This window comes from Candidatus Glassbacteria bacterium, assembly GCA_019456185.1.
GTDB lineage: Bacteria > Gemmatimonadota > Glassbacteria > GWA2-58-10 > GWA2-58-10 > JAJRTS01.
Map to the genome: position 1 here is coordinate 70,033 of VRUH01000006.1, position 25,270 is coordinate 95,302.

The following is a 25,270-nucleotide window of genomic DNA, read 5'->3' on the forward strand; positions in this document are numbered from 1 at the left end:
GTGACATCAATTGTTTTCCGTCAATCTGCCGACAAGGTATGGAGCCAGCCAAACTACCAGAGACACCGCCAGCATCCACTGGATAAAAAGGTTGCCGATCCCGAATTTCGAGAAGAGGTTCCACCAGCTGTCCAGATTCCAGCTCGCCGAATAATAAAGCCACCATACGATCAGGACGGTAAACTGGACCGGGATCAACCTGAGAACGATAAAGTCGAATCCCCTGCCGAGCCGGATATCGTTATTGTATCCCAGGTTGATCATTTCACTGCGGAATCGGTTGGCGCCGAATTTTTTCACCGCGATGCAGAAAAACAGGCCGCAAAGCAGCAGGGCCAGACTCCACACCCAGTCCTGATTGTCGAATACATTGCTCCACAAGGCGCTTGGCGTTCCCGCGATAATCATGACTGTCACCGCGGCCAGGGTGGCCGTTTTTCGCTTGAACCCGATATCGATCATGTTCTTTACCGCCAGTTCCACCAGTGAAACGAGACTGGTTAAAGCGGCTATCAACAGTGCGAAGAAAAAGAAGATTATCATTGCCTGACCGCCGCCCTGGCCCAGCAGCCTGGGCATCCAGATGAAGATGAGTCCGGTGCTGGACTCTCCTGTTTTACCTAAAAGTTGTAACGCCTCCTGGGCGGGCATCAGGGCAAAAACGGTGGGAATTATCGCCAGGGCGGCCAGAATGCTTGTCGCACTGTCGACAACACCGACTATCGCGGAGTTTTCCACAACACGCTCGCCAGGCTGAGAGTACGCCGAATACGTAAGCAGCAGTCCCCAGCCGGCGCCGGTCGACCAGGCGGACTGGGCCAGGGCCTCGACATAGATTTGGGGATTGAAGAAATCTTCGGGATTGAACTGAAAAAGATATTTAACTCCCGACATCGCTCCGGGCAGGAGCAAGGCCTTGAGAGCTGAAAAGACCAGAATTAAACTCAGCACGGGCACAAAAATAACCGCCGACCTCTCTATGCCGGCACGCACGCCGCCCAGCACGATAATCCCGACAACAGCCGCCGCGGCCCAATGGAACCATACCGCCTCCCAGCTGCCGGCAAAACCGCTCCAGTAATCCATTCCGGTATGAGCGGTCACGGCCCCGCTCAAGGTTCCCAAAAAAAATTTCAGGCACCAGCCGGTTACAACCGAGTAATAGCACATTATTCCGGCGGCCGCGATTGCCATGAATCCGCCCATCCAGGCTTTGCGCGGTCCGGCTACCCGCAGAAAGGAACCCACGGTGCCATAGCGGGTCGTTCTGCCGATTGCGCTCTCAACTGTCATCAGCGGGATTGACCAGAGGAACAGGAATGCAAGCCACAAGCAGATAAAGACAGCGCCGCCATTGGCCGCCGCAACTTTGGGGAACCTCCAGATATTGCCTGTCCCCACGGCCAGGCCGACCGCGGCCAGCAGCAGCCCCAATCTCGATGAGAAATAGTCCATACCCTTTGAGCGGGAAGGTTCTTTTGCGTCCATCGAGTTATCCGGCATCTGGAGTCAAAACAGCCTGTCAACTAGTTGGATTGCCCTGTCTCCTCTCAGCAATCCAGCTTTTCCCGGGCGCTTAAAATCTGATCGATATCCTTGCGCGCTTCCCGACTCAGTTCCGGGCTCCGGTGACCCGCGAGAACCTCTTTGACCCTGGTATTCAGGGTGGCGAAAAGGTCTTTGCTCTCAGAGATTTTCCACATTTCCAGAGGCTCGCGGTTAAACGACGATGGTGTCCAGATTTCATGGCAGTGCCCGATAGTGTGGTCGTCCTGAAGGAAGTGGCCTCCGGCGCCCACCCTTTGGATCGCCTCCAGGGCCAATGTCCGATCGTCGACTATCAGGCCCTCGGTGGCCTTGCGCAGCATCCCGATCACCTCGTTACAAAAAAGGATCATCTCCATGGAACTTACCATGCCGCTGGCCAGATACCCCACATCGTGAACCAGATTTTCACCGCTTAACAGGGCCAGCAGAATCTGGTGAGCCGCCTCGGCTCCCGCCTGGGCATCCAGGGTTTTACTGTCAGCCGCCCCGGCGAGTCCCCAGACAGGCAATTTATAATGGTGAGCGAGATCACCGAAGGCGCTGAAGGAAAAGTGAAATTCCGGAGATGCGTAAGTGAAGGCGCCGAGGTGCATATCCATTGCGGTGACATTACCGCCGAAAATGAACGGGGCGCCGGGGGAACTCAGCTGATGGACAACCAGGCCGGCGAGGCATTCGGCATTGCCCAATGCGATTGCCCCGGCCATGGTGACCGGGGCGGTGCCGCCGGCCATGCTGCCTGTAGGATAGGCCACCGGCAGCCTGTGCCGGGCGCAGAAGAGGATCATCTCCAGAGCTTCCCGGGTATGTATTCTCGGCGGAATGGGCTCGGTATAGAGAATGGCGAAGGGTTTGCTCGAAGCTTCCTCGCCACCGCCCCTTAGCGCGCACATTATTTCGTGGATCGGCTGGATGTCTTTGAGGCCCTGGGCGGTGTAAACAATCGGCTTGGCAGTCCCGCTCAGCATCGCATCGAATTGGTGTACGAACGAACTGGTACCGGGATAATCTCCGGCGATAGCCATGCTCATCACAAAATCGAGATTCGGCATGGCGTCAACGAATCCGGCCATCCGGAAACTGTCTTTTTTGGCCGATTTTCTGAGTTTCCCAGCTTCGGGATCGAATGTTTGCGGCGTGTCGGAACCCGTGCCGAAATAGACGTTGCGGGCAGTGAGTTCCATTGCGGGCTTTCCGTTCCGGTCATGGATCACAACCTTTTCCGGCGCGGTTTCGATAGCGTTTGTCACCAGTTCCGCCGGTATCATCACGAGATCATCCTCACCCGCGCTACCACCGTGCTCCAGCAGGAGTTCGCGTACGCCGGGATGCATGAACCTCATCCCCTGGCTTTCGAGTATCGTCAGGCTGGCCTCGTGAATTTTCTTCAACTCTTCAGGATTCAACACAGTTAAACGCAGTGAGGGCGAATAGCGGGATGGATCCATCGATTGATACCTTCGAGGCAAAGTAAGTGTACCTGCATGAGTCAAAAGTTTGTTGGCTGGTTTATTTCCAAAGACTGTAGCATTAAATATGCAGGAATTCAAGCACCACGGCCAGGACACCTTTAGCGGGGGGAAAAGGACTTTTTCCGGGTCCAACGATACTTGAGTTCTCTCATGATTAGTGCTACCGTTTGGGAAAACAGGTTGATGGCACGAGTCGAGGGGGGCTCGCAGATGGATGATGAACGGGCGGCGCGGAAAAATTATCTTTTCCCGGCGGTTTTTGTCTGTCTTACAGCGTTGAGTGCAGGATGCGCCAGTTCGGGAAAAGAACCGGCGGAGGGCGAGATGTCAGGCGCGAATGAGAATGTGTCCTTTATGACCGTGGCAGAACTGATGCAGGAACCCAAACTAGACGCGCACGCTCATTTCATGGCCCTGGCAGTGGAAGATGAAGAGAAGTTCATTGCCAAGCTGAATGAACACAACATGCAGTGGCTCTCGCTCTGCACCGTGGGTACAAACTGGTTCGATCTTCGCCAACAGATCGGACTGGCTGAAAGATTACATTCACGTTATGCAAACCGCGTTGAGTGGGCCGTTTCTTTCAATCTCGAGAACTGGAACTCACCGGATTGGGAGAAACAGGCAATCAAGACAATCGACGAGGGAATTGAGCACGGAGCCGTTGCGGTCAAAGTCTGGAAAGAGTTCGGTATGGTGCTTAAAGACCCTGAGGGCGGCTACGTGATGATCGACGACCCGCGGCTGGACCCGGTACTCGACTATATCCGCTCCAAGGGGTTGACTCTGACCGCCCATATCGGTGAGCCGTACAATTGCTGGCAACCGCTGGAGTCGATGTCGAACCAGCGGTCTCGGGATTATTATGGCGAGAACCCCAGGTATCACGGCTACATTCATCCCGAAATCCCCGGCTATTGGGAACAAATCGCATCCAGGGACAGGATGCTCGAAAAACATCCGGACTTGAGGGTGGTTGGCGCTCATCTCGGCAGCCTGGAATGGGATTTGAATGAGTTGTCCTTGAGGTTGGACAGATACCCCAATTTTGCTGTTGATCTGGCGGAGAGAATTTATAATTTGCAGGAGCATGGGCGGGAAAAGGTTCGCGATTTCATGATAAAATACCAGGACCGCCTTCTTTACGGGACAGACCTTGTATCCGGTTGGGGTGAAAACGGTGTGGATGGAGACCTCGGAAAACTCGACAATACCTATCTCTCGGACTATCGCTATTTTGCCTCGGATGAGGAGATCGGTGTTCCCTGGATCAGCGAATCCTCCAGAGTTCAGGGGCTTAAGCTGCCGGCTGCTGTTCTGAAAAAGGTATTTTACCGCAACGCAAAAACATGGTACCCGGGTATCTGAGGAAACCCGGTGCAATCCGGACAAAAGACTTTTCTTCTTTCATGTGTTTCAGTCTCTGCATACCGCCCCGCCGAAAGAAATCCGGGATTAGCACATTAAGGGGATGAACGGTAATAAAAAAGGCCTGCTAGCCATTAGCAGCCCCTATCTCTTTATATCGCGGAACTGACGGAACTATTTATAAAAATTCCCCGCAGGTATGCCGGACGCCCTGATTGAGCAGATTCAGGTTGTGGAGGCTTACTTTCATCAGCTGTTTCCGGACTCGTTTTCGTGGGGGCAGATCAATGCTTTCCTTTCCCATCAACAAAAAGAATTCCCAGATACTTGCAAATTTCTTTTTGAAACACTATGTTTAATCAGGTGCGGGGGTAGTTGTGGAAGAAGTTTTTTTGTGCTGTACCCGCACTTGGCCCGGCAAATTCCAGAAAAATGGAATTGCCGGGTCTTTTTTTTCAGTTGATTGACTTCAAGCATGACAAAAGCCATAATCAAGTAGATGCAAAATCTTCAACCTGGAGGTTTGCAATGGCTAAGTTCAAAGATTTCCAACACGGTCCGCTTAACATGCGGCACGGAGAAAAAGTATCCCACATTCGGCCGGCGAACTGGAACCATGAAATCCTGGATTCCAAATATTGTCCAAAACCCTCGTCTGCCAAAGCTTTTCCCAACACAGAAAATCACCTCCACTTCCACAGCGACGAGCAATCTGATAGCCTGGCTCGCATTTTGAGTAAAAAAACTTCTCTGCTTAGCATCCTGGGCTCTTGGCTGAAGGCCTCCTGCTCTCATTTCTATCGCGAATAAAGAAATTCCTGAAAAATTGACTCTCCCCGCGGCAAGCCACGGGGCATTATGCCAATTTCCTGGCACTTTGTGCCAGCGGAATTTCTAAATGCAATAAACCAAATGCGGTAAGCCCGGAGCAAGCTCCGAGGAATTCTTTTCGATTAAATCTCGGCCACTGCATCAGAAATGGAGTGAGAAAATGAAGAGTTCAGGCTTGATTGTTTGCCTGGTATTGGTTTTACTCTTAGCGGCCGGCAGCGGGACTTTCCTCTTTGCCCGGTCAGGGAAGACCGCCAGGATTGCAGTTACCCAGCCCAGGAATATTGAATGGCAGGATCCGTTTTCCAGTGAATATGACCCGGCCAGGATCCGCCCGCAATGCCAGGAGAACCTTGAAAACAATTTCCGTCTCTTCGAGCGTGCCGGCGAGCTGGGGGCTGATCTGGTCTGCGGCCCGGAAGACATTCAACATATCGGCCCCTACCTGCTTTATCTCGAGACTACGGACCCGGAGACTGGAGAATTGCTTTTCACCTCTCTGGCCGAGCCGATCCCCGGCCCGATAAGCCGGCGCGTTTCGGAAATCGCCCATAAATACCGGATGTATATAATCGCACCGATGTTCGAACGGGAAGGCGAGAAAGTATACAACACGGCGCTGGTCGTGGATCGTAACGGCGAGATAATCGGCAAGCACAGAAAAACTCACCTTCCGGTCATGGAAACCTGGGTGGTCAGCCGAGGGGATGAATACAAGGTTTTTACCACCGACTTCGCAAAAATAGCGATCGCCACCTGCTATGAGGTGACCTATCCGGAAATCTGTGCGCTTTATGCCTTAAAAGGAGCGGAGTTGATTTTCAATCCCACCGGCGGTAAAGAGAACGATGGCCCTCTGGCCACCGCCCATCGCTACCTGACCCGGGCCAAGGACAACTCGGTTTACCTGGCCCCGGTTGCTTACGGCGAGGACGGCAGCGGAATTATCGATTTCAACAGCAAGGTGGTGGCCGAGGCGGTGGGGGTTACAGATACGGTCATCATGGCTGAAATAGACTTCTCCCGGGACCGGACAAATTCCAGCGAATGGTGGCGGAATATCAACGGCACTGACAATATTCGGGCAATGAGGCTGCTTCTCAGAAGGCCCGAAACATACAAGCTCCTGACAGAGCCGAATCCTCTCCTGCTGGAACGCTACCCGGACGTGCGTCTTACCACCGGTGACCGCAAGAGACAACTGAAGGCGTTAAAAGCGGTCGACTATAGCCCGAAAGGAGATACCAGGCGATAACTTGTCTTCCATCTTTCAGCCTGATGAGCCGGCAGGGAAGCTTCCTCCCTCCTCAGGTTGCGCGGGTCGAACTTTTCATCCGTCCCTCGAGTCCGAATAATTCCAACCAGCGTTTCGGTCTTTACCGCTGGCACGTGCTGGACCCGGTCCGGTTCGAGAAAGACCTCAAGGTGACTATCCAGGCCCTGGGCTGGCGCAGCGGAGGCCGTTACCTGCCGCTGCAGGACGATATCGCCTCGGTGGCCTACTGGTACCAGCGCGAGCCGCACGCCGGATTTCCGAAGCTGCCGGACAAGGATTATCTGGAAGTACGCTGAGAGTACAGCATTGCACAGGGATAATAAACGCGGGGGCTGGTTTCAAACCAGCCCCCGCGTTGTTTTGCGCGATGAAATGAAACCGGCTGATAGTGCAGAGGCTCCCGTGTTAATTCAACCTGGCGGGGAGGAACACGCTGAAAGACAAGCCGGACAATGGAATGAATGATAATACGATTGCAATCAGGGCGGATACGTTCTATTTTGAGCAATCCGGTTTGGCGCGGCTGGGGCGCGGCTGACATTCGCTGATACGCGCGCAATATCGCTAACCCGGAAAAAAATGTAACCAGATGCCTGTCCGTGGTGTATAAGAATAAAGAGTGCTGGCAATAACACCTGCGAACGAATAGATATTTCAAGCTTGTTTCCTGACTGGTTTTTCTGGTCCGAACGCTGCTGCACAAAGCTGATTCAAATAAATATCTTTTTCACGGTCTGGAAAAGTGCAGATTTCAGCTCTTAAAAACATGGCTTCATCTGGAATCCTCGCGATTCTTCCAGTCATACTTCCGGCCGTTTTCGCCGGCTGCGGCTCAGCCGCCGGCGGTGCGGCTCCTTTGACCTTTCTGGTCACCCGGCAGGACCTGGTCTCATCGATCACCGCCGAGGGAATTGTGGAAGCTCAGCGACAACTTCCCCTGCAAGCGCCCCGTCTTAGGGAGACACTTCCTCAACTGTCCTTCCTGTCGCCCGAATTTTCCTACGTCCGGAAAGGTGATGTGGCCATGAGGTTCAACGATGAAGAGATCCGCGTCAAGCTGGAACAGGCTGAGCGCAACCTTGAAACCGTCCGTTCCGATCTGGCCAAGCTTGACGCGGAGCAGGAGAGCCGGATCGCCCAGCTCGAGGCGCAGGTCAGGCGTGCGGAGGCTTCGATGCAATCCTCACGGCTCAAGCTGGCCGAGCTGGAGTTCGTGGCCCCGCGCGAACGCGAAATCAGGGAGCTGCAAATCCGCAAATCAGGAATCGAGGCCGCCAAGAGCCGCAAGAAGCTGGATTCTATCAGTCAAGTGCACAAGAAAGAACGCTCACAGTTCCTGCTGCGGATCAAGCAGGAGCAAAGCAAGGTCGGGACAGAGCGGTCAAACATGGAGCAATTGGTACTGGAGGCGCCGGTTGACGGCTATGTTCTATACCACTGGAACTTTTTAACCCGAGAATTCTTCAAACCAGGAGACCCCGCTATCCCCGGGGGGGCGGTGGTCTCTATTGCCGATATTTCCACCGTGCAGATAAAACTGCAGTTGAGCGAAACGGAAGTCCAGCGGATGGCCGCCGGCCAGGTTGCGGAAATCACTATCGAGTCGCTGGGAGGGCTTAAACTCAGCGGCAGGGTGATCCAGGTGGCCCAGGTGGCCAAGCCTGTCAGAAGAAATTCGGCTGTGAAAAAGGTGGAAGTGGTGGTGGCGATCGACACTACCGCCCCGGGCCTGGTGCCGGGCTTGTCGGCGAGTTGCACTGTGATAAAGGAGCATGTAGAGGACGCGGTTGTAGTACCGCTGGAAACGGTATTCGACCGGGACAGCGCCAAAGTGGTCTACGCCTTCTCCGGCGGAGAGTTTAGCGTGCGGCAGGTGGAGCTGGGAGCAAAGAGCGCGGATTTCGCGGTTGTCCTTGAGGGCCTGGACGGCGGCGAGCAACTGGCCCTTCGCGAGCCGGACCGTTCGTTGATCGCCGGCGATTAGCAACTACAGGGAAGCGGATTATATGAAAGTAGCGGAGTTGAAAGCGGTCAAACATTTGCTGGTGTATTCAGCGGCGACTGTTCCGCTGGCGCTCAGCCTCTCCTGCGGCAGTCCGCTGGGCAGTACGGTTCCGGTTTACACAGTGGCGCGCGGGAACTTCCAGAACACCCTTACTGTCACCGGCGACCTCAAGGCCGTCAATTCGCAGGTGATTTCCGCGCCGGCGCTGAGCTGGTCGATGGGAATGCCTAAAATCGCCACGCTGGTGGACGACGGGAAGAAAGTGGAAAAAGGCGAACTGCTGGCCCAGTTCGACCCCTCCGAAGTTGAAAAGACGCTGACCGATGCGCAGAACGAGTTGGATATCGCCCTGGCCGAGTTGGCCAAAACCGAGCTCAATCACAGTTCTGAAATTGAAGACCTGGAGTCCGACCTTCAGGTAGCCGAGATCGACTTGCGTATCTCCAGGCTGAAGCTCGAGCAGTCATCGTTCGAGGCTGAAATTGACCGCAAGCAGATCGAGCTCAATGTGGAAAATGCGGAAATCCAGGTCGAGCAGGCGCGCAGGGAAATTGAGAACAAGAAGAAGGTCCAGCATGAGGACCGGAGCAAGCTGAAGCTTAAAGTCAACCAGGCCCGCAGCAAACTCGAGCAGGCGCGGGAAACCCTCGAGAGCTTGACTGTCCTGGCTCCCTCGCCGGGAATCGCGATCCTGCGCGAAAACCGGCAGACCGGCGAAAAAGTTCAGGTCAACGACCAGGTATATCCGGGCTGGCCCCTGATTGGCCTGCCGGACTTATCTCTGCTCAAGGCCGATGCAAAAGTCAACGAGATCGATATCTCCCGCGTGGAAATCGGCCAGCGGGTCAGGATCAGGCTCGACGCCTACCCGGACACCGTATTCACCGGCAACGTCAAGGAGATTGCCACCCTGGCCACGAGAAAGGACCGGGGCTCATCGTCGGTGATGGTGTTCGAAACCACGATTTACCTCGATGGCGAAGACGAGCGCCTGCTGCCCGGCATGACTGTCAGCTGCGAAATCCTGATTGACGAAATTCCGGATACCTTGTTTATCCCGCTGGAGGCCTTGTTTTTCAGGGACGGTGAGCGGATTGTCTATGTCCGCAACGGCGCGGGGTTCGACGAGCGTAACATTAAAATCGGCACCGAAAGCGAGAACTACGCGGTCGTTGTCGAGGGGCTGGAGGAGGGAGAGAGCGTGGCCCTGATCGACCCGACAGTCTCCGCGGAGGAAGAGGAAGACAGCGGCGGTAACGGTGAAGAGGAGCAATGATGAAGCATGCCGGCGGTAAAATCATCTTGATTGCGGCTCTGACTGCGCTCATCTCCTGCGGCGCAGCGGAGCGGGACGAGAGAGATTCCGGCCCCGGGGCCGTGTCCCTGTTCACCGAAACCGGACACCTTCAGGCGGTCAGCAGTACCGGGATCGTGATGCCCTGGTACAACTGGTCGTACGGCCAGCCGCAGATAACATTCCTCGAGACAGAAGGCACTATCGTAGACAGGGGAGACGTTGTGGCGGAGCTCGATAAATCCGGCGCGCTGAAAGCTCTGGAAAACGCCGAGGCGGAACTGGAGATTGCCCTCGCCGACCTGAGCAGTATGAAAATGAACCAGGCCACGGCATTGGAAAAGCTCAACGCCGAACTCAGGCAGCGCCTCTCCCGGCATCGTCAGGCCCGGATCGACACCCAGCGCGTGGCCTACGAATCCGAGTCGAAAAAAAATATCGAGCTGCTCGAGCTGGAGAACGCGGAAATCGAAATGCAAAAGGCCGGACGCAAGATTGAATCGACAAAACTGGTGCAGGTGCAGGAGCTCAAGATCCAGCTCGCCAAAATCGAGCAGACACGCTCCGTCATTACCACCGCGGAACGAGCGATCAAAAATTTCACGCTCACCGCTCCGGCTCCCGGAATGGTGGTTTACAGTATCATCCGTCAGGACCGTGAGCGCCGCAAAGTGCAGGTCGGCGACAAGCTTCATAGAGGCCGGCCGATTGTCCAGTTGCCGGACATGTCGCAGATGAAAGCCGAGACCGCGGTTAACGAAACCGATATCAGCAAGATCGAGACGGGCCAGAAGGTGCTGGTCCGCCTGGACGCCTATCCGCGCAAGGTGTTCGATGGGGTGATTACCTCGATCAGCTACACCTGCCACCGCAAAAACCGCAATTCGAGTATCAAGGTCTTCGATGTCGTGGTGCTGGTGGACGGTACGGACCGGATTCTGAAACCCGGTATGACTGTCAGTTGCGAATTCCTGTCGACGGCGGAAACGGTAACCGCCAATCCCTGATTCACTTTCCCGGAGTCAAGCGGCAGCATGGAACTGCGTGACTATCTCAAGATGGGTCTCGAGGGCCTGTCCTACCACAAAATCCGCTCCCTGCTGACCATGCTGGGGATTATCCTCGGCGTGGCCTCGGTAATCGCCATGCTCTCGATCGGCGAGGGCGCCAAGCGGGAGGCCCTGGCCAAGTTCGAGGTGCTGGGGGTCAACAACATTATCGTCCGGGAAAAAAGGCTCAGCGATCAGGAACTCGAAGAAGCGAGGGCCAAGTTCTCGGCGGGGCTGTCGCTGGCCGACGCCGGGGCGATCGGAGAGATAGTGTCGACTGTCGAGCGGATCGCCCCCCAGGCCGAACTCGAGGTCGAGGCGAAATTCGAGGACAAATCGGTCAAGTCCGTGCTGGTGGGCGCAACACCGGATCTGTTCAGGATTCTCAATTACGACCTCAGCGCCGGCGTAGCGCTGAGCCGGGAGCAGTGCGACCGCGCGGCCAAGGTCTGCCTGCTGGGCAGCGAGGTGGCCCGCGACCTGTTCCCGTCAGTTGAACCGCTCGGACGGCAGGTAAAAATCAACGACCAGTGGTTCGAGGTCTCCGGTGTGATCGGCAACCGCTCGCTCTACACCGAAACAGTGGGCGAACTGGCCGCCCGCAACCTGAACCAGGATATCTATATCCCGCTCTCGGCGTTCCTGATGAGGTTCGACAAGGAGGAAAACCTGGCCAGCGAAATCGACCAGCTGACACTCAAGGTGGCCGATTCGGACGACCTGGTGGAGACCGGCGCGGTGATCCGGCGGATATTGGAGCGGCGGCACCATAACAACAAGGATTTCGATATCGTGATCCCGTTCGAGCTGCTCAAGCAGGAGGAGAAGGAGCGCCGGATCTACAACATCGTGCTGGGTTCGATCGCGGCGATCTCCCTGCTGGTGGGCGGGATCGGAATCATGAACATCATGCTCGCCTCGGTGCTTGAGCGGACGCGCGAAATCGGTATCCGGCGGGCGCTGGGGGCCAAGCGGCATGATATCCAGATCCAGTTTCTGCTCGAATCGGTGGGTCTGAGCCTGGTGGGCGGACTGATCGGGATCGCCCTGGGGATTATCCTCTCGGTGATCGTGGGCAATATCGGGGATTTCAGCTCGATTGTCTCTCCTCTCCACGTCCTGCTGGCCTTCGTGGTCTCCGGCGGCGTGGGCGTGGCCTCGGGCACCGTGCCGGCCAGGCGGGCGGCGAGTATCGACCCCATCGAGGCCTTGCGCTACGAGTAGTTCAGTCTCTCCAGACCATCAGTCGCTTAATGAGTTACCCATAATCAGCTATAGTATTGAGAGGTTAGCATGAACCTGAAAATGCGTATCGCCGGGCTGATTCTCTGCTTAACGCCAGCGACCGCTCAGTTGGCTGCCCAGCTGGAACCGGTGGACCTGACAGTTGACGATGCAATCGAGCTGGCCCTGGAGCGAGGTTACCGCGCCAGGGTGGAGCGGCTGAACCTGATCCGGGCCGAGCAGCTGGTTAAAGCGTCCAAAGGACGGTTCCGCACCCAGATCACGATGCAGCTCAACGCACCCGATTTTCAGGAGAGCGTCCAGCCGTTCCGGATCCCGAACGAGGTCCCCTATTACAACACCACCGGCAGGCTGAGATGGCAGAGCAGACTGACGATCACCCAGCCGCTGCCCACCGACGGCAGGATCAGTCTCAACTCCAATCTCTACCAAACCCGCGAATCGGTCTTCCGCGACCAGTTGAACACCACCGATAAGGACAAGCGCTTCTATACCTCGCTCCGTCTCGAACTGCGCCAGCCCCTGTTCGTACCCAACACGCTCAAACTGGGTCTCGAGCGGGCGAATCTTCAGCACGAGCTGGCCCAACGGGATTTTACCCGCACCGAGCTGGACGTTGTCTACCAGGTGACCGAATCCTTCTTCAACCTTTACCGCACCAAACGCGAACTGGAGATCGCCAGGGAGGAAGTGGAGCAGCAGCAGGAGTCATATAACCTGGCCCAGCGCAAGTTTGAAGCCGGCCTGATCCCCGAGGTCGATGCCCTGCAGATGGAGGTCGACCTGGCCCAGAGCCGCAACAATATGCTGAGCGCCGAGGGGAGTCTTTCGCAGCAGGAGGACCTGTTCAAGCTCACTGTCGGGCTGCCGCTGGAGGAGCGTGTCGACGTAACCACCGAGTTGCGGATCAGGCGGTTCGAGGTGGATCAACGCCAAGCGGTCGAGCATGGCCTGGCTTACCGCTCCGAGATCCGCGAACGGGAAATCAACCGCCGGCTGGCCGAAATCACCCTGGAGCAAACCGACGCACAATCGGCGATCAGCGGCGTAATCAGCGCCTACTACGACCTGACCGGCGTCAGCGACCCGCTGCTGGACTACGGCAGCAGCGTATCGCGTCTGTTCCGCTCCAGTATCGAGGACCTCAAGCAGCGGCCGAAAAACAGGGGGGTCACGTTCACGCTCTCCCTGCCGATCTGGGATTCCGGGGTCAACAGGGCCGAGGTGGCCGAGGCCCGCGCCACCCTGCAGGTGACTGGCTTGAGCGAAGAGGAGGAGCGACGCAGGGTAACCCGCGAGATCAGGGCGGTAATCACCCGGCTGAAAGAAACTCTCGGCCGCCTGGACGTACTCAGGCAGAGCGAGGAGGTGGCGCTGCGGGGCTACGAGATCAGCCAGGCGCGGTTCGTCAACGGAGATATCACCAGCCAGGACCTGGCGCTCAACCGCGTAAGGCTGACCAATGCCCGCCAGAACTACCTGTCGGCGTTTATCGCCTACCAGCTGGCTGTCGCCGACCTGAAACGCAACACGCTCTACGACTGGGAGAACGGCAGGAGCCTAGTCGAGGACGCGAGTTGACCGGCCGGAGCGGGAACAACGGAATGCTGATCGAATTGAATGAAATAGCCAAGATCTACCGGGTGGGCAACTACGACGTGCACGCTCTTCGCGGGGTGGACCTGCGGATAGATGAGAACGAGTACGTGGCGATCATGGGCCCCTCGGGCTCCGGCAAATCCACGCTGATGAATATCCTGGGATGCCTGGACACGCCGAGTTCGGGGACCCACTATTTCGCCGGAGAGCTGGTGAGTTCGCTCAGCGACGACGCCCTGGCCGGTATCCGTAACCGCCGGATCGGCTTCGTGTTCCAGACCTTCAACCTTCTTCCCCGCACCGACGCGCTGACCAACGTGGCGCTGCCGCTGGTATACAGCGGAGCCAGCCCCGAGCAGCGGGTCGAGGCGGCCGGACGGGCGCTGGCCCGGGTCGGGCTGGCCGACAGGATGGAGCACAGGCCCAACGAGCTTTCCGGCGGACAGCGCCAGCGGGTGGCGATCGCCCGGGCCCTGGTCAACAACCCGTCGATTATCCTCGCCGATGAGCCGACCGGCAACCTGGATTCAAAGACCGGCGAGGAGATCATGAGGATATTCAATGCGCTTCACCAGCAGGGTAACACGATTATCCTGGTGACCCACGAAGAGTATCTCGCGGCCAACGCCAGCCGGATTGTCCGCCTGATGGACGGCCATATCGAAAGCGATCGGGTTGTGTCCAGAGATTGAACGCGCTGAAATTGCGGAAACAAGTCAGGGTGCGGACTGTCGGCTATCCATCTCGAGAAAATCCAATCCTGGAGGAGGCACTATAATGTTAGCCGGCCTCACATGGCCCTGAACCACCTGACTCCCCGGCAATACCGGGCATCTGAGCCAAACTTAACCTCCAATCCCAACTTTATGACTGGTACATGAATGGGGGCAAGCTCACCCAAAAACATAATAGAGTTGATTCAGGCGTTGGCGGTTTGACTGCTCTACTATTCAATGAAATCTTTTTTCGGGAGGCAGGTCACTCTGAGGGGGAAGTATCTTTTTTCCTGCTCAGGCCCAGAAAATAATTGATACTCCTGATGAAAACGGATAATTTTTCGTAGAGATGATGGGAATCTCTCGATGCAAGCTTAAAAGGACGAAAGATTTCGCTCAAAATCAAAAAATTAAACCATCTTTGGCAGTTTTAATTTTGATATGGGGAATGTCGAATTAACTGCTTTCAGCCCTGTTCTCCCGGTGAGAACCGTTGTCCGGCCGTCCCCCAGCCGACCCGGAGCACCCCATGAGCAAGAGCAGGCCAGCAAGCCAATCAATTTATCTGCCGGACATTTTTACCATCGGATCGGTGTCGGAGCTGTCTCCCACGGAAAAGCTGTTCCGGCTGGAATTTCCCGCCGGCAAAAGTTTCATGCACAAGCCGGGCCAGTTTATCCAGCTTTCTCTGGCCGGCTACGGCGAAGCACCGATTTCTATCTCCAATTCGCCCACACGGGGCGGTTACCTTGAACTGGGTATCCGACAGGCAGGCACCCTGACCGGGGCCATGCATCGGCTGAAACCCGGCGACAATGTGGGAGTGCGCGGCCCGTTCGGCAGTTGTTTCGAAGTCGGCGGCCTGCGGAGCAACGACCTGCTGCTGATTGCCGGTGGCTGCGGGATGGCCCCCCTTCGCTCGCTGATCCAGTACTGCGAGGACCGCCGGAAGGAGTTTGGCCGGGTGACGATCCTCTACGGGGCCAAAACTCCGGCAGACCTGCTCTACAAGGACGAACTGAGCGCCTGGGAAAATTCGGACAGCCTGGATTGCCTGACCACGGTGGACAGCGACGGAGGTGATGCCAGCTACAGGGGCCACACGGGTTTTGTCCCGGCGTTGATCGAGCCGCTCGCTGTTGATCCTGACAATACCCGGGCCGTGATCGTCGGGCCGCCGCTGATGTACAGGCCGGTTATCGGGGAACTGCGAAAAAAAGGCCTGGAGGAAAGCCGGATTACGGTTTCCCTGGAGCGCCATATGAAATGCGGTATTGGTAAATGCGGCCATTGCGCGATCGAGCACCTCTACTGCTGCCTGGACGGGCCCGTATTCCCACTCCAGGATGTAAGCGAATTGTGGGGAGCGCTATGAGTAAGACCCTGACGACATGCCCCTACTGCGGGACCGGCTGCACTTTTTATCTGGTGGGCGACGGCTATGGGGAACTCATCGGGGTGGAACCCGCCACCGGCCATCCCTCGACCCGGGGCCAGCTTTGCGTCAAGGGCTGGAATGCTTTCAATTTCGTCAACCATCCCGACCGCCTGAAGACCCCCCTGATCAAAACCAATGGGAAATTCAGGGAGGCCGGCTGGGACGAGGCCCTGGGACTGGTCAGCGATAAATTACAGGAACTGGCGGCCAAATACGGCAGCGATTCGCTGATGTTCCAATCCTCGGCCAAGACGACCAATGAGGAAAATTACCTGTTGATGAAACTGGCCCGGGCTGTCTTCAAAACCAACAACATAGATCATTGCGCCCGTCTCTGCCATTCCTCAACGGTTGTGGGCCTCTCGGCGGCTTTCGGTTCCGGGGCCATGACCAATTCCATCGGCTGTTTCGAGGAGACCGAGCTGATATTCGTCACCGGCTCGAACACCACCGAGCAGCACCCGGTTATCGGCTCCAGGATCCTGCAGGCGGTCGGCAGGGGCACCAAACTGATCGTGGCCGACAGCCGGACTATCAGGCTGGCACGCTCGGCCCACCTGCACCTGAAACACAGGAACGGCACCGATGTGGCCCTGCTCAACGGGCTGATGCACGTTATCATCGCCGAGGGCCTAGAGGATAAGCAGTTCATCGACAGCCGTACGGAGAACTATGCCGAGCTGATCAAAACCCTAAAGAATTATACACCGCAGGCAGTTGCCGAAATTACCGGGCTCGAAGCTCAGCAGATAGTCGAAGCCGCGAGAATGTACGCCACCGCCGGCAAGGCCATGTTGGTCTATTCAATAGGAATCACCCAGCACACCCATGGAGTGGACAACGTAAAATCCTGTGCCAACCTGGCGATGCTTACCGGCAACCTGGGCTCACCCGGCACCGGGGTCAATCCGCTCAGGGGGCAGAACAACGTGCAGGGGGCCTGCGACATGGGCGCCCTGCCAAACGTCTATAGCGGCTACCAGAAAGTGGACGATGCGGCCATTCGCGGCCGGTTCGAGCGGGCCTGGGGCGTGCAGGGGCTGCCTTCAAGCCCCGGGCTGACCGAGACCCAGGCTATCGAAGCCGCCGCCGGGGGTACGCTCAAAGGCCTCTTCATCGTGGGAGAAAACCCGGTAATGTCCGGCCCGAACCAGGGCCACGTGAAAAAAGCTCTGGAAAAGCTGGAATTCATCGCTGTCCAGGACATATTCCCCACACCCACAACCGAATTTGCCGACGTTATCCTGCCGGCGGCCTGCTATGCAGAAAAAGACGGCACCTTCACATCCACTGAACGCAGGGTGCAGTTGGTCAACAAGGCGGCGCAACCAGTGGCCCACAGCCGGGCCGACTGGGAAATAATCTGTGAGCTGGCTCGCCGGTGCGGCTATGGGGGCATGGACTACGCCTCACCCTCGGAAGTGATGGACGAGATTTCAAGCCTGACGCCGATCTACGGCGGGATCAGTTACAAACGGATAGACCCGGTGGGCCTGCAGTGGCCCTGCCCGGATAAAGACCACCCGGGCACCGCGATCCTGCATACCGGCAAGTTCACCAGGGGGCTCGGGCGGTTCTCTCCGGTAGAATACAGGCCTCCGGCCGAAACCCCCGACCGGGATTACCCGTTTATTCTTTCGACCGGCGGCAGCTACTTCCACTGGCTCACCGGCACCATGACCCGCAGGACCCAGGTCCTGCAGCGCGAGGAACGGGACCCCTACGTCGAGATAAACCTCACCGACGCCGCACGGCTGGGAATCGGCGACCGCCAGCCGGTAGAGGTGGCCACGCGCCGCGGCAGCGTACGGGTGTTGGCCAGGGTAACCGATAAAATAATTCCCGGGGTGATATTCATGCCGATCCATTTCGAAGAGAGCCCGGCCAACGCGCTGACCAACAACGCTCTCGACCCGGAGTCGAAAATCCCCGAATACAAGGTCTGCGCGGCCCGAATCAGGGGGTCTGAATGAAGGCGGCCAGTTTGGGACAGTTGGAGGATTTTCTCGGTTCGGTGCGGCAGGAGTACGAGGTGGTTGTGCCGGTGGCTCTCAGCGACGGCACCGTTTCCATGGGCAGCCCGGATGAAGGCAAGCTCAGCCTGACCGGCAGGCGGACCGCAGCCAGGCCGGCCAGCGTCTTCTTTCCCCACTGCGACCGGGTGCTGATTATTTCCTCCAGCGATGAGATGAGCCTGCCCGCCGCACCGGCCAAGCCTTTGCTGGTCGTGGGCCTCAGGGCTCCGGACTTGGATTGCCTGGAGTTCACGGACAACTTTTTCAACTGCGGCTACAGGGATGATCTCTATTTCAGCCGGCGCCAGTCTGCGGTTGTGGTGGGGCTTTCCGGCAGGTGCACCGAAGACGGCGGGTTTTCCAGAATCTGCGGCGGGAAATGTGACCTGGAACTGGTTTGCGATGGCGAGGTGTTCTATTGCGTTGCCTACTCCGGGCGGGGCCGGAAACTGGAAGAGAAGATAGAAGGCAGCCTCCGGCAGGGCCTGCCCGTGGAATTGACCGAAGAATCAGAGTCGCTCTCGGTCGAAGGAGAGGAACTGCTCAGAAAAACCGCCGAGCTGCTGGCCGGCCGAAAGGTGCCGGACCACTACTGGGCCGAACTGGCGGAGCGCTGTATCGAGTGCACCGGCTGTAACCTTGTTTGCCCGACCTGCACGTGTTTCGAGGTCTACGACAGGGATTACAACGGGCAAACCGTGCGCAGCCGGCTCTGGGATTCCTGCCAACTGAGTGGTTATGCCCGCGAAGCCAGCGGATTCAACCCGATGGGAGCGCAGATGAGCAGGACCCGCCGACGGCTCCACCACAAGCTGGTGGACGATCCGCGAAGGTGGGGAGTGATCAGTTGTTTCCTCTGCGGAAGATGCGATGAAATCTGCCCCACGGGGATCGGCATCATGGCGGTCTCAAGAGAAATCGTCGACCGGTTCGGCTAATGCGCTCACCTGCCTGGGCGCACCCCATAACTCCTCCATACCGGATTCAATCCACCACAGATGCACTTACCGGTAGCGTTGACCATCAGGAGTACCGATGATCTATCAACCCGAAATGCTGATGATCGGCTCGGCCGGCAGAAACTCCGGCAAAACCCTGCTCGCCTGCAGGCTGATAGAAAAGTACACACCCGGCGGCAAGATAACCGGCCTCAAGGTCACCACGGTAAAACATACCGCGGAACAGTGCCCTCACGGCCAGTCCGGGTGCAGTCTGTGCGCGGAGTTCGAGGGCAATTTCAGCATAGTCGAGCAAGCAGCTGGCGCCGACACTGCCAAGGATACCGGCAGGATGCTCGCCGCGGGTGCTGACCGGGTATTCTGGCTGCGCACCCGGGTGGGATATCTGGCACAGTGCTATGAGGCGCTCAGAAAAATGATCGACCCGGAGGCGAGCATCATCTGTGAGTCCAGCAGCCTGCGGCAGGTGGTGGAGCCGGGAGTATTTTTGGCCACCATGCCAGCCGGGGAGCCGGGCAATATCAAACCTTCCCTGAAAAAAGCGCTCTGCCATGTGGACAGGTTGCTTTATCCGGGCAGCAACGGGCCTGATATCGATCTGGATGACATAACGCTGCTGGACCGGCAGTGGCATCTGCGCTTGCCGGCGGCAGGGATAATCCTGGCGGGTGGAAAAAGCCGGCGGATGGGCAAAGACAAAAGCCAGCTTCCGGTCCGGGGAAAACCGCTGATCGAACACGTTTACAATCAGCTCAAACCATTGTTCGGCCAGATATTGATAAGCTCCGGCCTGCCCGGGCAGCACTGTATTAACGGCGCCCTGACGGTGCCGGATAAATTCCCCGGGGCAGGGCCGGTGATGGGTATCATGAGTTGCCTCGAAGCCTCCGCCTGCCAGTTGAATTTCGTGGCGGCCTGCGATATTCCCGGCATCGACTATAGGTTGATCCGAATGATGTACAACCAGGCCGGGGACTACGATGCAGTTATCCCGCGATGGGGTGAGGCTGAATACGAACCATTATTCGGCTTTTACAGAAAATCGCTTTGTGGTCCATTCCGGTTGTTTATTGACTCGGGGGGAAGAAAAGTTCGCGAGGCCCTTGCTCCGCACCGGGTAAAATATATCAGGATCGAAAATGAACGCCGGCTGCGTAATCTTAACACGCCCAAAGATTATGCTGAGTTTATCAACGCGGTGCGGCTGGGCCCGGCGCACTGAATTTCAGGCAGTTTCCAATCAGGTACTTCTCCCGCTACTGCCCTGGAGTAAAGCCAACCAGCCGGCTCTCCAGAATGTTTCTGATATTTTGCGGTGTCGCACCACCGCGTGCATAGTGCATGAAATCGTAATAAATTACATCGAATCCCACGGAAGGTGTGAACTTAAGCATGGTGTCGCCTCCGTGACTAGAGCTTAAGGCATCACTATAAACATAGCGAATTATTTCTGAGAATTTAACGGATGCCAGGTAGTCATCCCTTTCGATGGATTCAGTCCAGGGCGGGACAATAAACATAAACAATTCGGCGTGTATGGAAACGCCGGGACTGACCTTCGTGGAGGCGAAAAAGGCTCTACCGCCCGGGGTATCGTACCAGAGGGTATCGCTCTCCAGGACAATCTCGTATTGGTTCGATTCAACCCGGTTCAGGCTGCTGTCGGCCCAGGTGGTATCGGTCAAAACCTGAATGGGGTCGGTGTACAGGGTGTGGAGGTATCGTCCCCGCTCTTCGGTCGTGGTGAACGTGACGGTCAGGCTCAGGCTTCCGCTGCCGGCTGCTATGCTGCTGGCGGTAACTTCGACCTCCATCCGCCCGCTGAATCTCAAAGTGCTGTCTACGGTTACCCGGGGCAAAGCGGTGGTGGAATCCACTTCGTAAATCTGGTCGTACGAAAAATCGTAATCCCATCTGGCTCCTGGCTTAAACCCGCCGCTGTCGAAAATGTCCAACCACTTGGCGACTGTCTCGAACTCGCCCTCCAATCTGCCGAAGCGGTCCTGGAGATCGACTTTGCCATCGACGAGTATCACGTCCATCGCATACTGCTGCAGCTTCTGGTAGTACAAAATCTTGTAATTCATCCCGCTCCTGAGCAGAAGTCTGTTGGCGGTCCGGTTGGTCTGGACCGAATCCAGAAGCCAGACGTCCCCGTCAATTTCCACGTTGTTCAAGGTTATCTCTAGTTCCAGGTTACCGTCGGCGACATGCCAGTTGCCGAACAGACGGGAGGAGATCGCCGAGGCCGGTATCCACGGGTTGGTCGAAGTGAGGGTACGCCAGCTCCCTGATACCGGACTGGTTTCCACGGCCTGGGCGTCAGAAGATGAACTGTCGGTATAGGCGACCTGCACCGAGGTATCCGTCAGATTATTGAAATAGGCCGCCCGGAATGCGCCGCCCAATTTATATATCAATCTAAAGAAGTTTTCGGCCCTGGCGATGGAATGGAAATCGGCCCTGATACCGTGCATTCGGACTGAATCCTCGGTTACTGAGACTTCCAAGTCGCCAGCAGTGTACCAGTCCCCAATCAGGGCAGCCGGCAGGGAAGTTTCCTCCCACTTCACGTTGCGCGGGTCGAACTTTTCATCCGATGTCGGGCCAGTGGATTCCGAAGGAAGGTCGTGGCAAGCCAGGAACATAATCGCGCTTAAGCAAATGGAACCGGATAAGCGGAGCAGACCTCGGCTTTGCATGGTGACCTCCTTAGATCGATTGTTGAAAACCTGAAGCGATTACACGAGCCGCCCGATCAGTTGCAGTTGAATTTAGCCTCGTTCTTGTAGGGATTGCGGCTTAACCAGCCGGCCCAGATTCCCACGTCGTATGCACCGTGGAAATACATGACTTTATAAAAGCCCTTGCCGATCTCGAAGAATGCATATTTTGAGACGGCAAAACCTTTCATCACGGTAATCGTTTCACCGAGACCGAGCGTATACGAATGACTGATGGCACCACTGCGCTCGAGCCCCGGGTTTTCACTCATCGTACCGGAAAACGCTATCTTGAAGGTTGCGTTGGGGCCGTTGGGGAAGCCGTCCCGGGGGAATTCGAAGGGATAGACAAAGGGCCGCAGATTGACCTCGCGGCCCTGCTGGAGCTTGTTCGAGGCGAACAGGACCTTGCCGCCTGCCGTCTGAAACCAGAGGGAATCGTTTTCGAGGGTGATTTCGTGGTCGGCCCTTGCCAACACGAAAGTGTTCGACCAGGCGGAATCAGTCACCAGTTCAGTTGTTCCCTCTTTGTGGAAATGCAGGTACTTCCCTTGTTCTTCATCGATCGAGAATGTAGATTGCACAGTCGCCTGGCCGGTATATTCTCCCCAGGCGGCGCTGAGCACCTGGATTTCAAGCCTGCCCTTGAGGCTGTTTTTTAAATAGGAGCTGTCCGGCGGGATCGAATCCCAGTTGGCCTGGATGTAAGATTCGTCCAGCTCGTATTCGTAGCTCCAGCGCATGCCCTCCTCCAGTGGCAGGCTTTCGGCGAAGTTCCACCACCTGGAGAGCTTTTTCCAGTCTCCCTGCAGCGCTTCCTCCTCCGCCAGAAAGTCTTTTTTACCAGCGGCAAGAAGAACTTCCATTGTATACCGGTCGAAATCCCGGTAGAACAAAGTCTGGTAATTCTGGCTGGAATTGAGCACCAGCCTGTCGATGATTTGATTCGTTGTTACCGAATCCACTTTCCAGACCAGGCCGTCGATTGAGACCTCTTCGGCCGATATGGCCAGTTCCAGTTCACCGTCGGCGACATGCCAGTTGCCGGCCAGTTCGCCGGGCATGATCCTGGCCGCCCAGTGGTTATAAGTGTTCAAAGTCAGCCAGAAGGAATTTACACTCAGAGCGGCTGCGCCCTGCAAGTCAGAGGCGGTACTATCGGTGTAGGCTGTCTGTATCTGGGTGCTGGTCAGGTTACGGAGGTAGAGTGCCCTGTAACTTGATTCTACATGGTAGATGATTCGGTAGATGGAGTCGGATTGCGACACCGTTGCGATCGAGAAGAGAAAAGTCCGCACCCACATCGTGTCTCCCGCAAAGGACAGTTCGGGTTTACCATCGGCATACCAGTCCCCAATCAGGGCAGCCGGCAGGGAAGTTTCCTCCCACTTCACGTTGCGCGGGTCGAACTTTTCATCCGGCGGCGAGCCAGTGGATTCCGAAGGAAGGTCGTGGCAAGCCAAAAAAATAATCGCGCTTAAGCAAATGGAAGCGGATAAGTGGAGCAGACTTCGGCTTTGCATGGCGACCTCTTTAGATCGATTGTTGAAAACCTAAAGCGATTACACGAGCCACCCAATCAGTCCGTCTCTCAGCTTGATCAACTCATTTATTTCTGCTTGCAGCCAGTCTGAAATGGCCTTATCTATCGCCAGAAGACCAGTGGTAGAGCCAACAAGGATGGTAAACCCGCAGGCTGAGGAAAAGCCGGGAAGCCGCCAGTTATAAACAGCCGGGATAACCGCCTGCCGCAATCGCTGGATAACGGCTTATATTAATCCATACTCTGAGTGTTTGAAAATGTTTCATCAATAAGCAGAACCGAATCCTCGCCTGACTGAGATTGGTTTTATCCCGGATTCCCCATCTGGAGACTGAAAGTGGTTTTCCCAAAACCGACCTAAGGTGTTAAATTACAAGGAAAACCACGTATTCAAGAGGCGCTGAATGGCTCAACGGCGAGGGTGAAGGTTTAAAAGTCGGTTTTAACACAGCAGTCTCAGGCTGGAATTTCATGATTTAAAAGTAACATTGGTGGATTGAACTCTGAGGGAGAATTGTCTCTTTTTTTCCGCTCAGACCCAGAAACTCATTGATACTTCAGGTGAGAACGATAAATTTAGCATGAAAGTCAATAAAGACACTCTTGGTTCGAGACGGAAAAAGCGAAACCTCGGCTCCAGAATCGAAAAAGCAGATTTAAATAACCACTATCAACTTTGATATGGCGAATGTCGGTTAAGAGGTTGGGTTGAAAAAATCTGCAATTGCCCTGCTGATGGTTTTTCTCATTCTGCCCGGCATCAATGGAATCTGTGCCGCGGAGCAAGGCGAGAATTCCGGCGTATTTTCCCGCGACAGCATTGTCTCGCTGATGTACCGGGCCAACGCCTACGCCATGGCTCACCCCTGGCAGCCGGACGACCACAACTGGATTCGGGCCACCTGGTACACCGGGGTGATGGCACTCCACCGTACTACCGGCGACCCGGCAATCCTGCGCCAGGCCATGGATTGGGCAGCCAAGCACGGCTGGCGCGAGGGCGATGAGTATGACGTGGCCAACCGGAAAACCTGCGGCCAAACCTATCTGGAACTCTATTTCCTGAAACGGGACCCGGAGATGATCGCCCACATCCGCGCCTTCGTGGACGGTCGCATGGCACTGAACGAGTCCCCGCGAAAACGCTGGTACTACTGCGATTGCCTGTATGTGGGACCGCCGGCTATCGCCATGCTGGGCCGGGCCACTGGTGAGCGGAAATACTACGACTATCTCCACCGGGTTTATTGGGACGTAGTGGACTACCTGTTCGATGACGAGGCAGGGCTTTTCTACCGCGACAGCAGTTTTTTCGATACCCGGACCGCGCTTGGCCACAAAGTGCTCTGGTCCAGGGGCAACGGCTGGGTGATTGCCGGTATCCCGCGGGTGCTGGAGTATCTTGAACCAGACGACCCGCAACGCAGCCGCTACGTTGTTCTTTTCCGGAGAATGGCCGCCTCGATTGCCGCGGTCCAGGGCGACGACGGACTCTGGCGGACCAACTTGGCCGACCCGGCCCAGTTCCCGGAGCCTGAATCCAGCGGAACGGCGTTTTTCTGCTATGCAATGGCCTGGGGCATCAACAACGGCATCCTGGAGCGCGAGACCTACCTGCCGGTTGTGCAAAGAGCCTGGCGGGGCCTGGCCGCCGCGGTGGATAGCCAGGGCAAACTCTGCCGGGTGCAGCCGGTGGGCGACCGGCCGGCCCGGGTGGAACGGGAAAGCACCCACGAATATGCGGTGGGTGCGTTTCTGCTGGCAGGCAGCGAGATGGTTAAGGTTTCTCAGGGCCGCTAAGCCGTGCCAGCGGCTAATATCCTGGATTAATGTTAAGCCTGCGAGAGACGTACCGGCACGCCTCAGACATCCTCGGCCAGGATCAGCCGGACCGACTGGCCGCCCCTGATAACGCACTTTTGCCGGGCTTCCTCACCGGCGGGAATGATCAGGACGTCACTTTTTTTTCTACCAATCGCAAAATTCGCGCACCGTATCGGCGAGATATTTCCCCGTGCGCCCGTAGTGACTGTGATAAAGTGATTCTATTCTGTCCCGAACAACCTCGTTAAAAGCATGGGATTCTGAACCACACATCGCATCTTCGAGAGGCACTGAATTGGACATCTCATATCCACCTTCAAACCCTGTAATCCATTAATTATCAACAATATATAATATACGGAAAA

At 56.4% G+C, this 25,270-nt stretch carries 19 protein-coding genes and 1 pseudogene; 16 read left to right on the top strand and 4 right to left on the bottom strand.

What is annotated here, in order from left to right; genetic code table 11:
- Nucleotides 1-6 precede the first annotated feature (6 nt).
- Both FVQ81_03830 and FVQ81_03835 read right to left on the bottom strand, forming a co-directional pair.
- The gene (locus FVQ81_03830) at nucleotides 7-1,503 is read right to left on the bottom strand and encodes a sodium-dependent transporter (protein ID MBW7995702.1); all 1,497 of its coding nucleotides are present in this window, start codon (nucleotides 1,501-1,503) and stop codon (nucleotides 7-9) included.
- 47 nt (nucleotides 1,504-1,550) lie between these two features.
- Entirely contained in the window at nucleotides 1,551-2,996 is a 1,446-nt protein-coding gene (locus FVQ81_03835) for a trimethylamine methyltransferase (GenBank protein MBW7995703.1), read from the bottom strand.
- Nucleotides 2,997-3,158: 162 nt separating this feature from the next.
- Here FVQ81_03835 and FVQ81_03840 point away from each other — a divergent pair, with 162 nt between their 5' ends.
- The 15 genes and pseudogenes from FVQ81_03840 to FVQ81_03910 all read left to right on the top strand — a co-directional run bounded on the left by FVQ81_03840 (nucleotide 3,159) and on the right by FVQ81_03910 (nucleotide 20,037).
- On the top strand, nucleotides 3,159-4,388 hold the full coding sequence (locus tag FVQ81_03840) for an amidohydrolase family protein (GenBank protein MBW7995704.1): 1,230 nt from the start codon (nucleotides 3,159-3,161) through the stop codon (nucleotides 4,386-4,388).
- 375 nt (nucleotides 4,389-4,763) lie between these two features.
- The gene (locus FVQ81_03845) at nucleotides 4,764-5,198 is read left to right on the top strand and encodes a hypothetical protein (protein MBW7995705.1); all 435 of its coding nucleotides are present in this window, start codon (nucleotides 4,764-4,766) and stop codon (nucleotides 5,196-5,198) included.
- Between the two features lie 181 nt (nucleotides 5,199-5,379).
- The gene (locus FVQ81_03850; protein MBW7995706.1) at nucleotides 5,380-6,474 is read left to right on the top strand and encodes a carbon-nitrogen hydrolase family protein; all 1,095 of its coding nucleotides are present in this window, start codon (nucleotides 5,380-5,382) and stop codon (nucleotides 6,472-6,474) included.
- Nucleotides 6,475-6,575: 101 nt separating this feature from the next.
- Nucleotides 6,576-6,791: pseudogene (locus tag FVQ81_03855) on the top strand (DUF2961 domain-containing protein).
- Nucleotides 6,792-7,261: 470 nt separating this feature from the next.
- A complete protein-coding gene (locus FVQ81_03860; GenBank protein MBW7995707.1) occupies nucleotides 7,262-8,479 on the top strand; it encodes an HlyD family efflux transporter periplasmic adaptor subunit in 1,218 nt (405 codons plus the stop codon).
- Between the two features lie 22 nt (nucleotides 8,480-8,501).
- Nucleotides 8,502-9,776 carry an efflux RND transporter periplasmic adaptor subunit gene (locus tag FVQ81_03865; protein ID MBW7995708.1) on the top strand — a complete coding sequence of 425 codons (1,275 nt, stop codon included), beginning with the start codon at nucleotides 8,502-8,504 and terminating at the stop codon, nucleotides 9,774-9,776.
- The gene (locus tag FVQ81_03870) at nucleotides 9,773-10,801 is read left to right on the top strand and encodes an HlyD family efflux transporter periplasmic adaptor subunit (protein MBW7995709.1); all 1,029 of its coding nucleotides are present in this window, start codon (nucleotides 9,773-9,775) and stop codon (nucleotides 10,799-10,801) included. The genes FVQ81_03865 and FVQ81_03870 overlap by 4 nt, the downstream gene beginning before the upstream one ends.
- A 27-nt stretch (nucleotides 10,802-10,828) precedes the next feature.
- The gene (locus FVQ81_03875; GenBank protein ID MBW7995710.1) at nucleotides 10,829-12,067 is read left to right on the top strand and encodes an FtsX-like permease family protein; all 1,239 of its coding nucleotides are present in this window, start codon (nucleotides 10,829-10,831) and stop codon (nucleotides 12,065-12,067) included.
- A gap of 69 nt (nucleotides 12,068-12,136) precedes the next feature.
- On the top strand, nucleotides 12,137-13,669 hold the full coding sequence (locus tag FVQ81_03880) for a TolC family protein (protein MBW7995711.1): 1,533 nt from the start codon (nucleotides 12,137-12,139) through the stop codon (nucleotides 13,667-13,669).
- A gap of 23 nt (nucleotides 13,670-13,692) precedes the next feature.
- Nucleotides 13,693-14,379, top strand: a complete 687-nt coding sequence (locus FVQ81_03885; GenBank protein MBW7995712.1) for an ABC transporter ATP-binding protein — start codon at nucleotides 13,693-13,695, stop codon at nucleotides 14,377-14,379.
- Nucleotides 14,380-14,415: 36 nt separating this feature from the next.
- Entirely contained in the window at nucleotides 14,416-14,568 is a 153-nt protein-coding gene (locus tag FVQ81_03890; GenBank protein ID MBW7995713.1) for a transposase, read from the top strand.
- Between the two features lie 364 nt (nucleotides 14,569-14,932).
- A complete protein-coding gene (locus FVQ81_03895) occupies nucleotides 14,933-15,778 on the top strand; it encodes an oxidoreductase (GenBank protein ID MBW7995714.1) in 846 nt (281 codons plus the stop codon).
- Nucleotides 15,775-17,814 (top strand): formate dehydrogenase subunit alpha, encoded by a 2,040-nt coding sequence (locus tag FVQ81_03900; GenBank protein ID MBW7995715.1) that lies wholly within the window; start codon nucleotides 15,775-15,777, stop codon nucleotides 17,812-17,814. Before FVQ81_03895 ends, FVQ81_03900 begins: the two co-directional genes overlap by 4 nt.
- Nucleotides 17,811-18,794, top strand: a complete 984-nt coding sequence (locus FVQ81_03905; protein MBW7995716.1) for a hypothetical protein — start codon at nucleotides 17,811-17,813, stop codon at nucleotides 18,792-18,794. Before FVQ81_03900 ends, FVQ81_03905 begins: the two co-directional genes overlap by 4 nt.
- Nucleotides 18,795-18,891: 97 nt before the next feature.
- Entirely contained in the window at nucleotides 18,892-20,037 is a 1,146-nt protein-coding gene (locus tag FVQ81_03910; protein MBW7995717.1) for an NTP transferase domain-containing protein, read from the top strand.
- Between the two features lie 34 nt (nucleotides 20,038-20,071).
- Here the strand turns inward: FVQ81_03910 and FVQ81_03915 are convergent, their stop codons facing one another.
- Nucleotides 20,072-21,292 carry a hypothetical protein gene (locus FVQ81_03915; GenBank protein MBW7995718.1) on the bottom strand — a complete coding sequence of 407 codons (1,221 nt, stop codon included), beginning with the start codon at nucleotides 21,290-21,292 and terminating at the stop codon, nucleotides 20,072-20,074.
- A 281-nt stretch (nucleotides 21,293-21,573) separates the two neighbouring features.
- Nucleotides 21,574-23,001: a hypothetical protein gene (locus tag FVQ81_03920; protein MBW7995719.1), complete on the bottom strand. Its 1,428-nt coding sequence runs from the start codon at nucleotides 22,999-23,001 to the stop codon at nucleotides 21,574-21,576.
- Between the two features lie 788 nt (nucleotides 23,002-23,789).
- Here FVQ81_03920 and FVQ81_03925 point away from each other — a divergent pair.
- Nucleotides 23,790-24,881 carry a glycoside hydrolase family 105 protein gene (locus tag FVQ81_03925; GenBank protein MBW7995720.1) on the top strand — a complete coding sequence of 364 codons (1,092 nt, stop codon included), beginning with the start codon at nucleotides 23,790-23,792 and terminating at the stop codon, nucleotides 24,879-24,881.
- Nucleotides 24,882-25,270 lie beyond the last annotated feature (389 nt).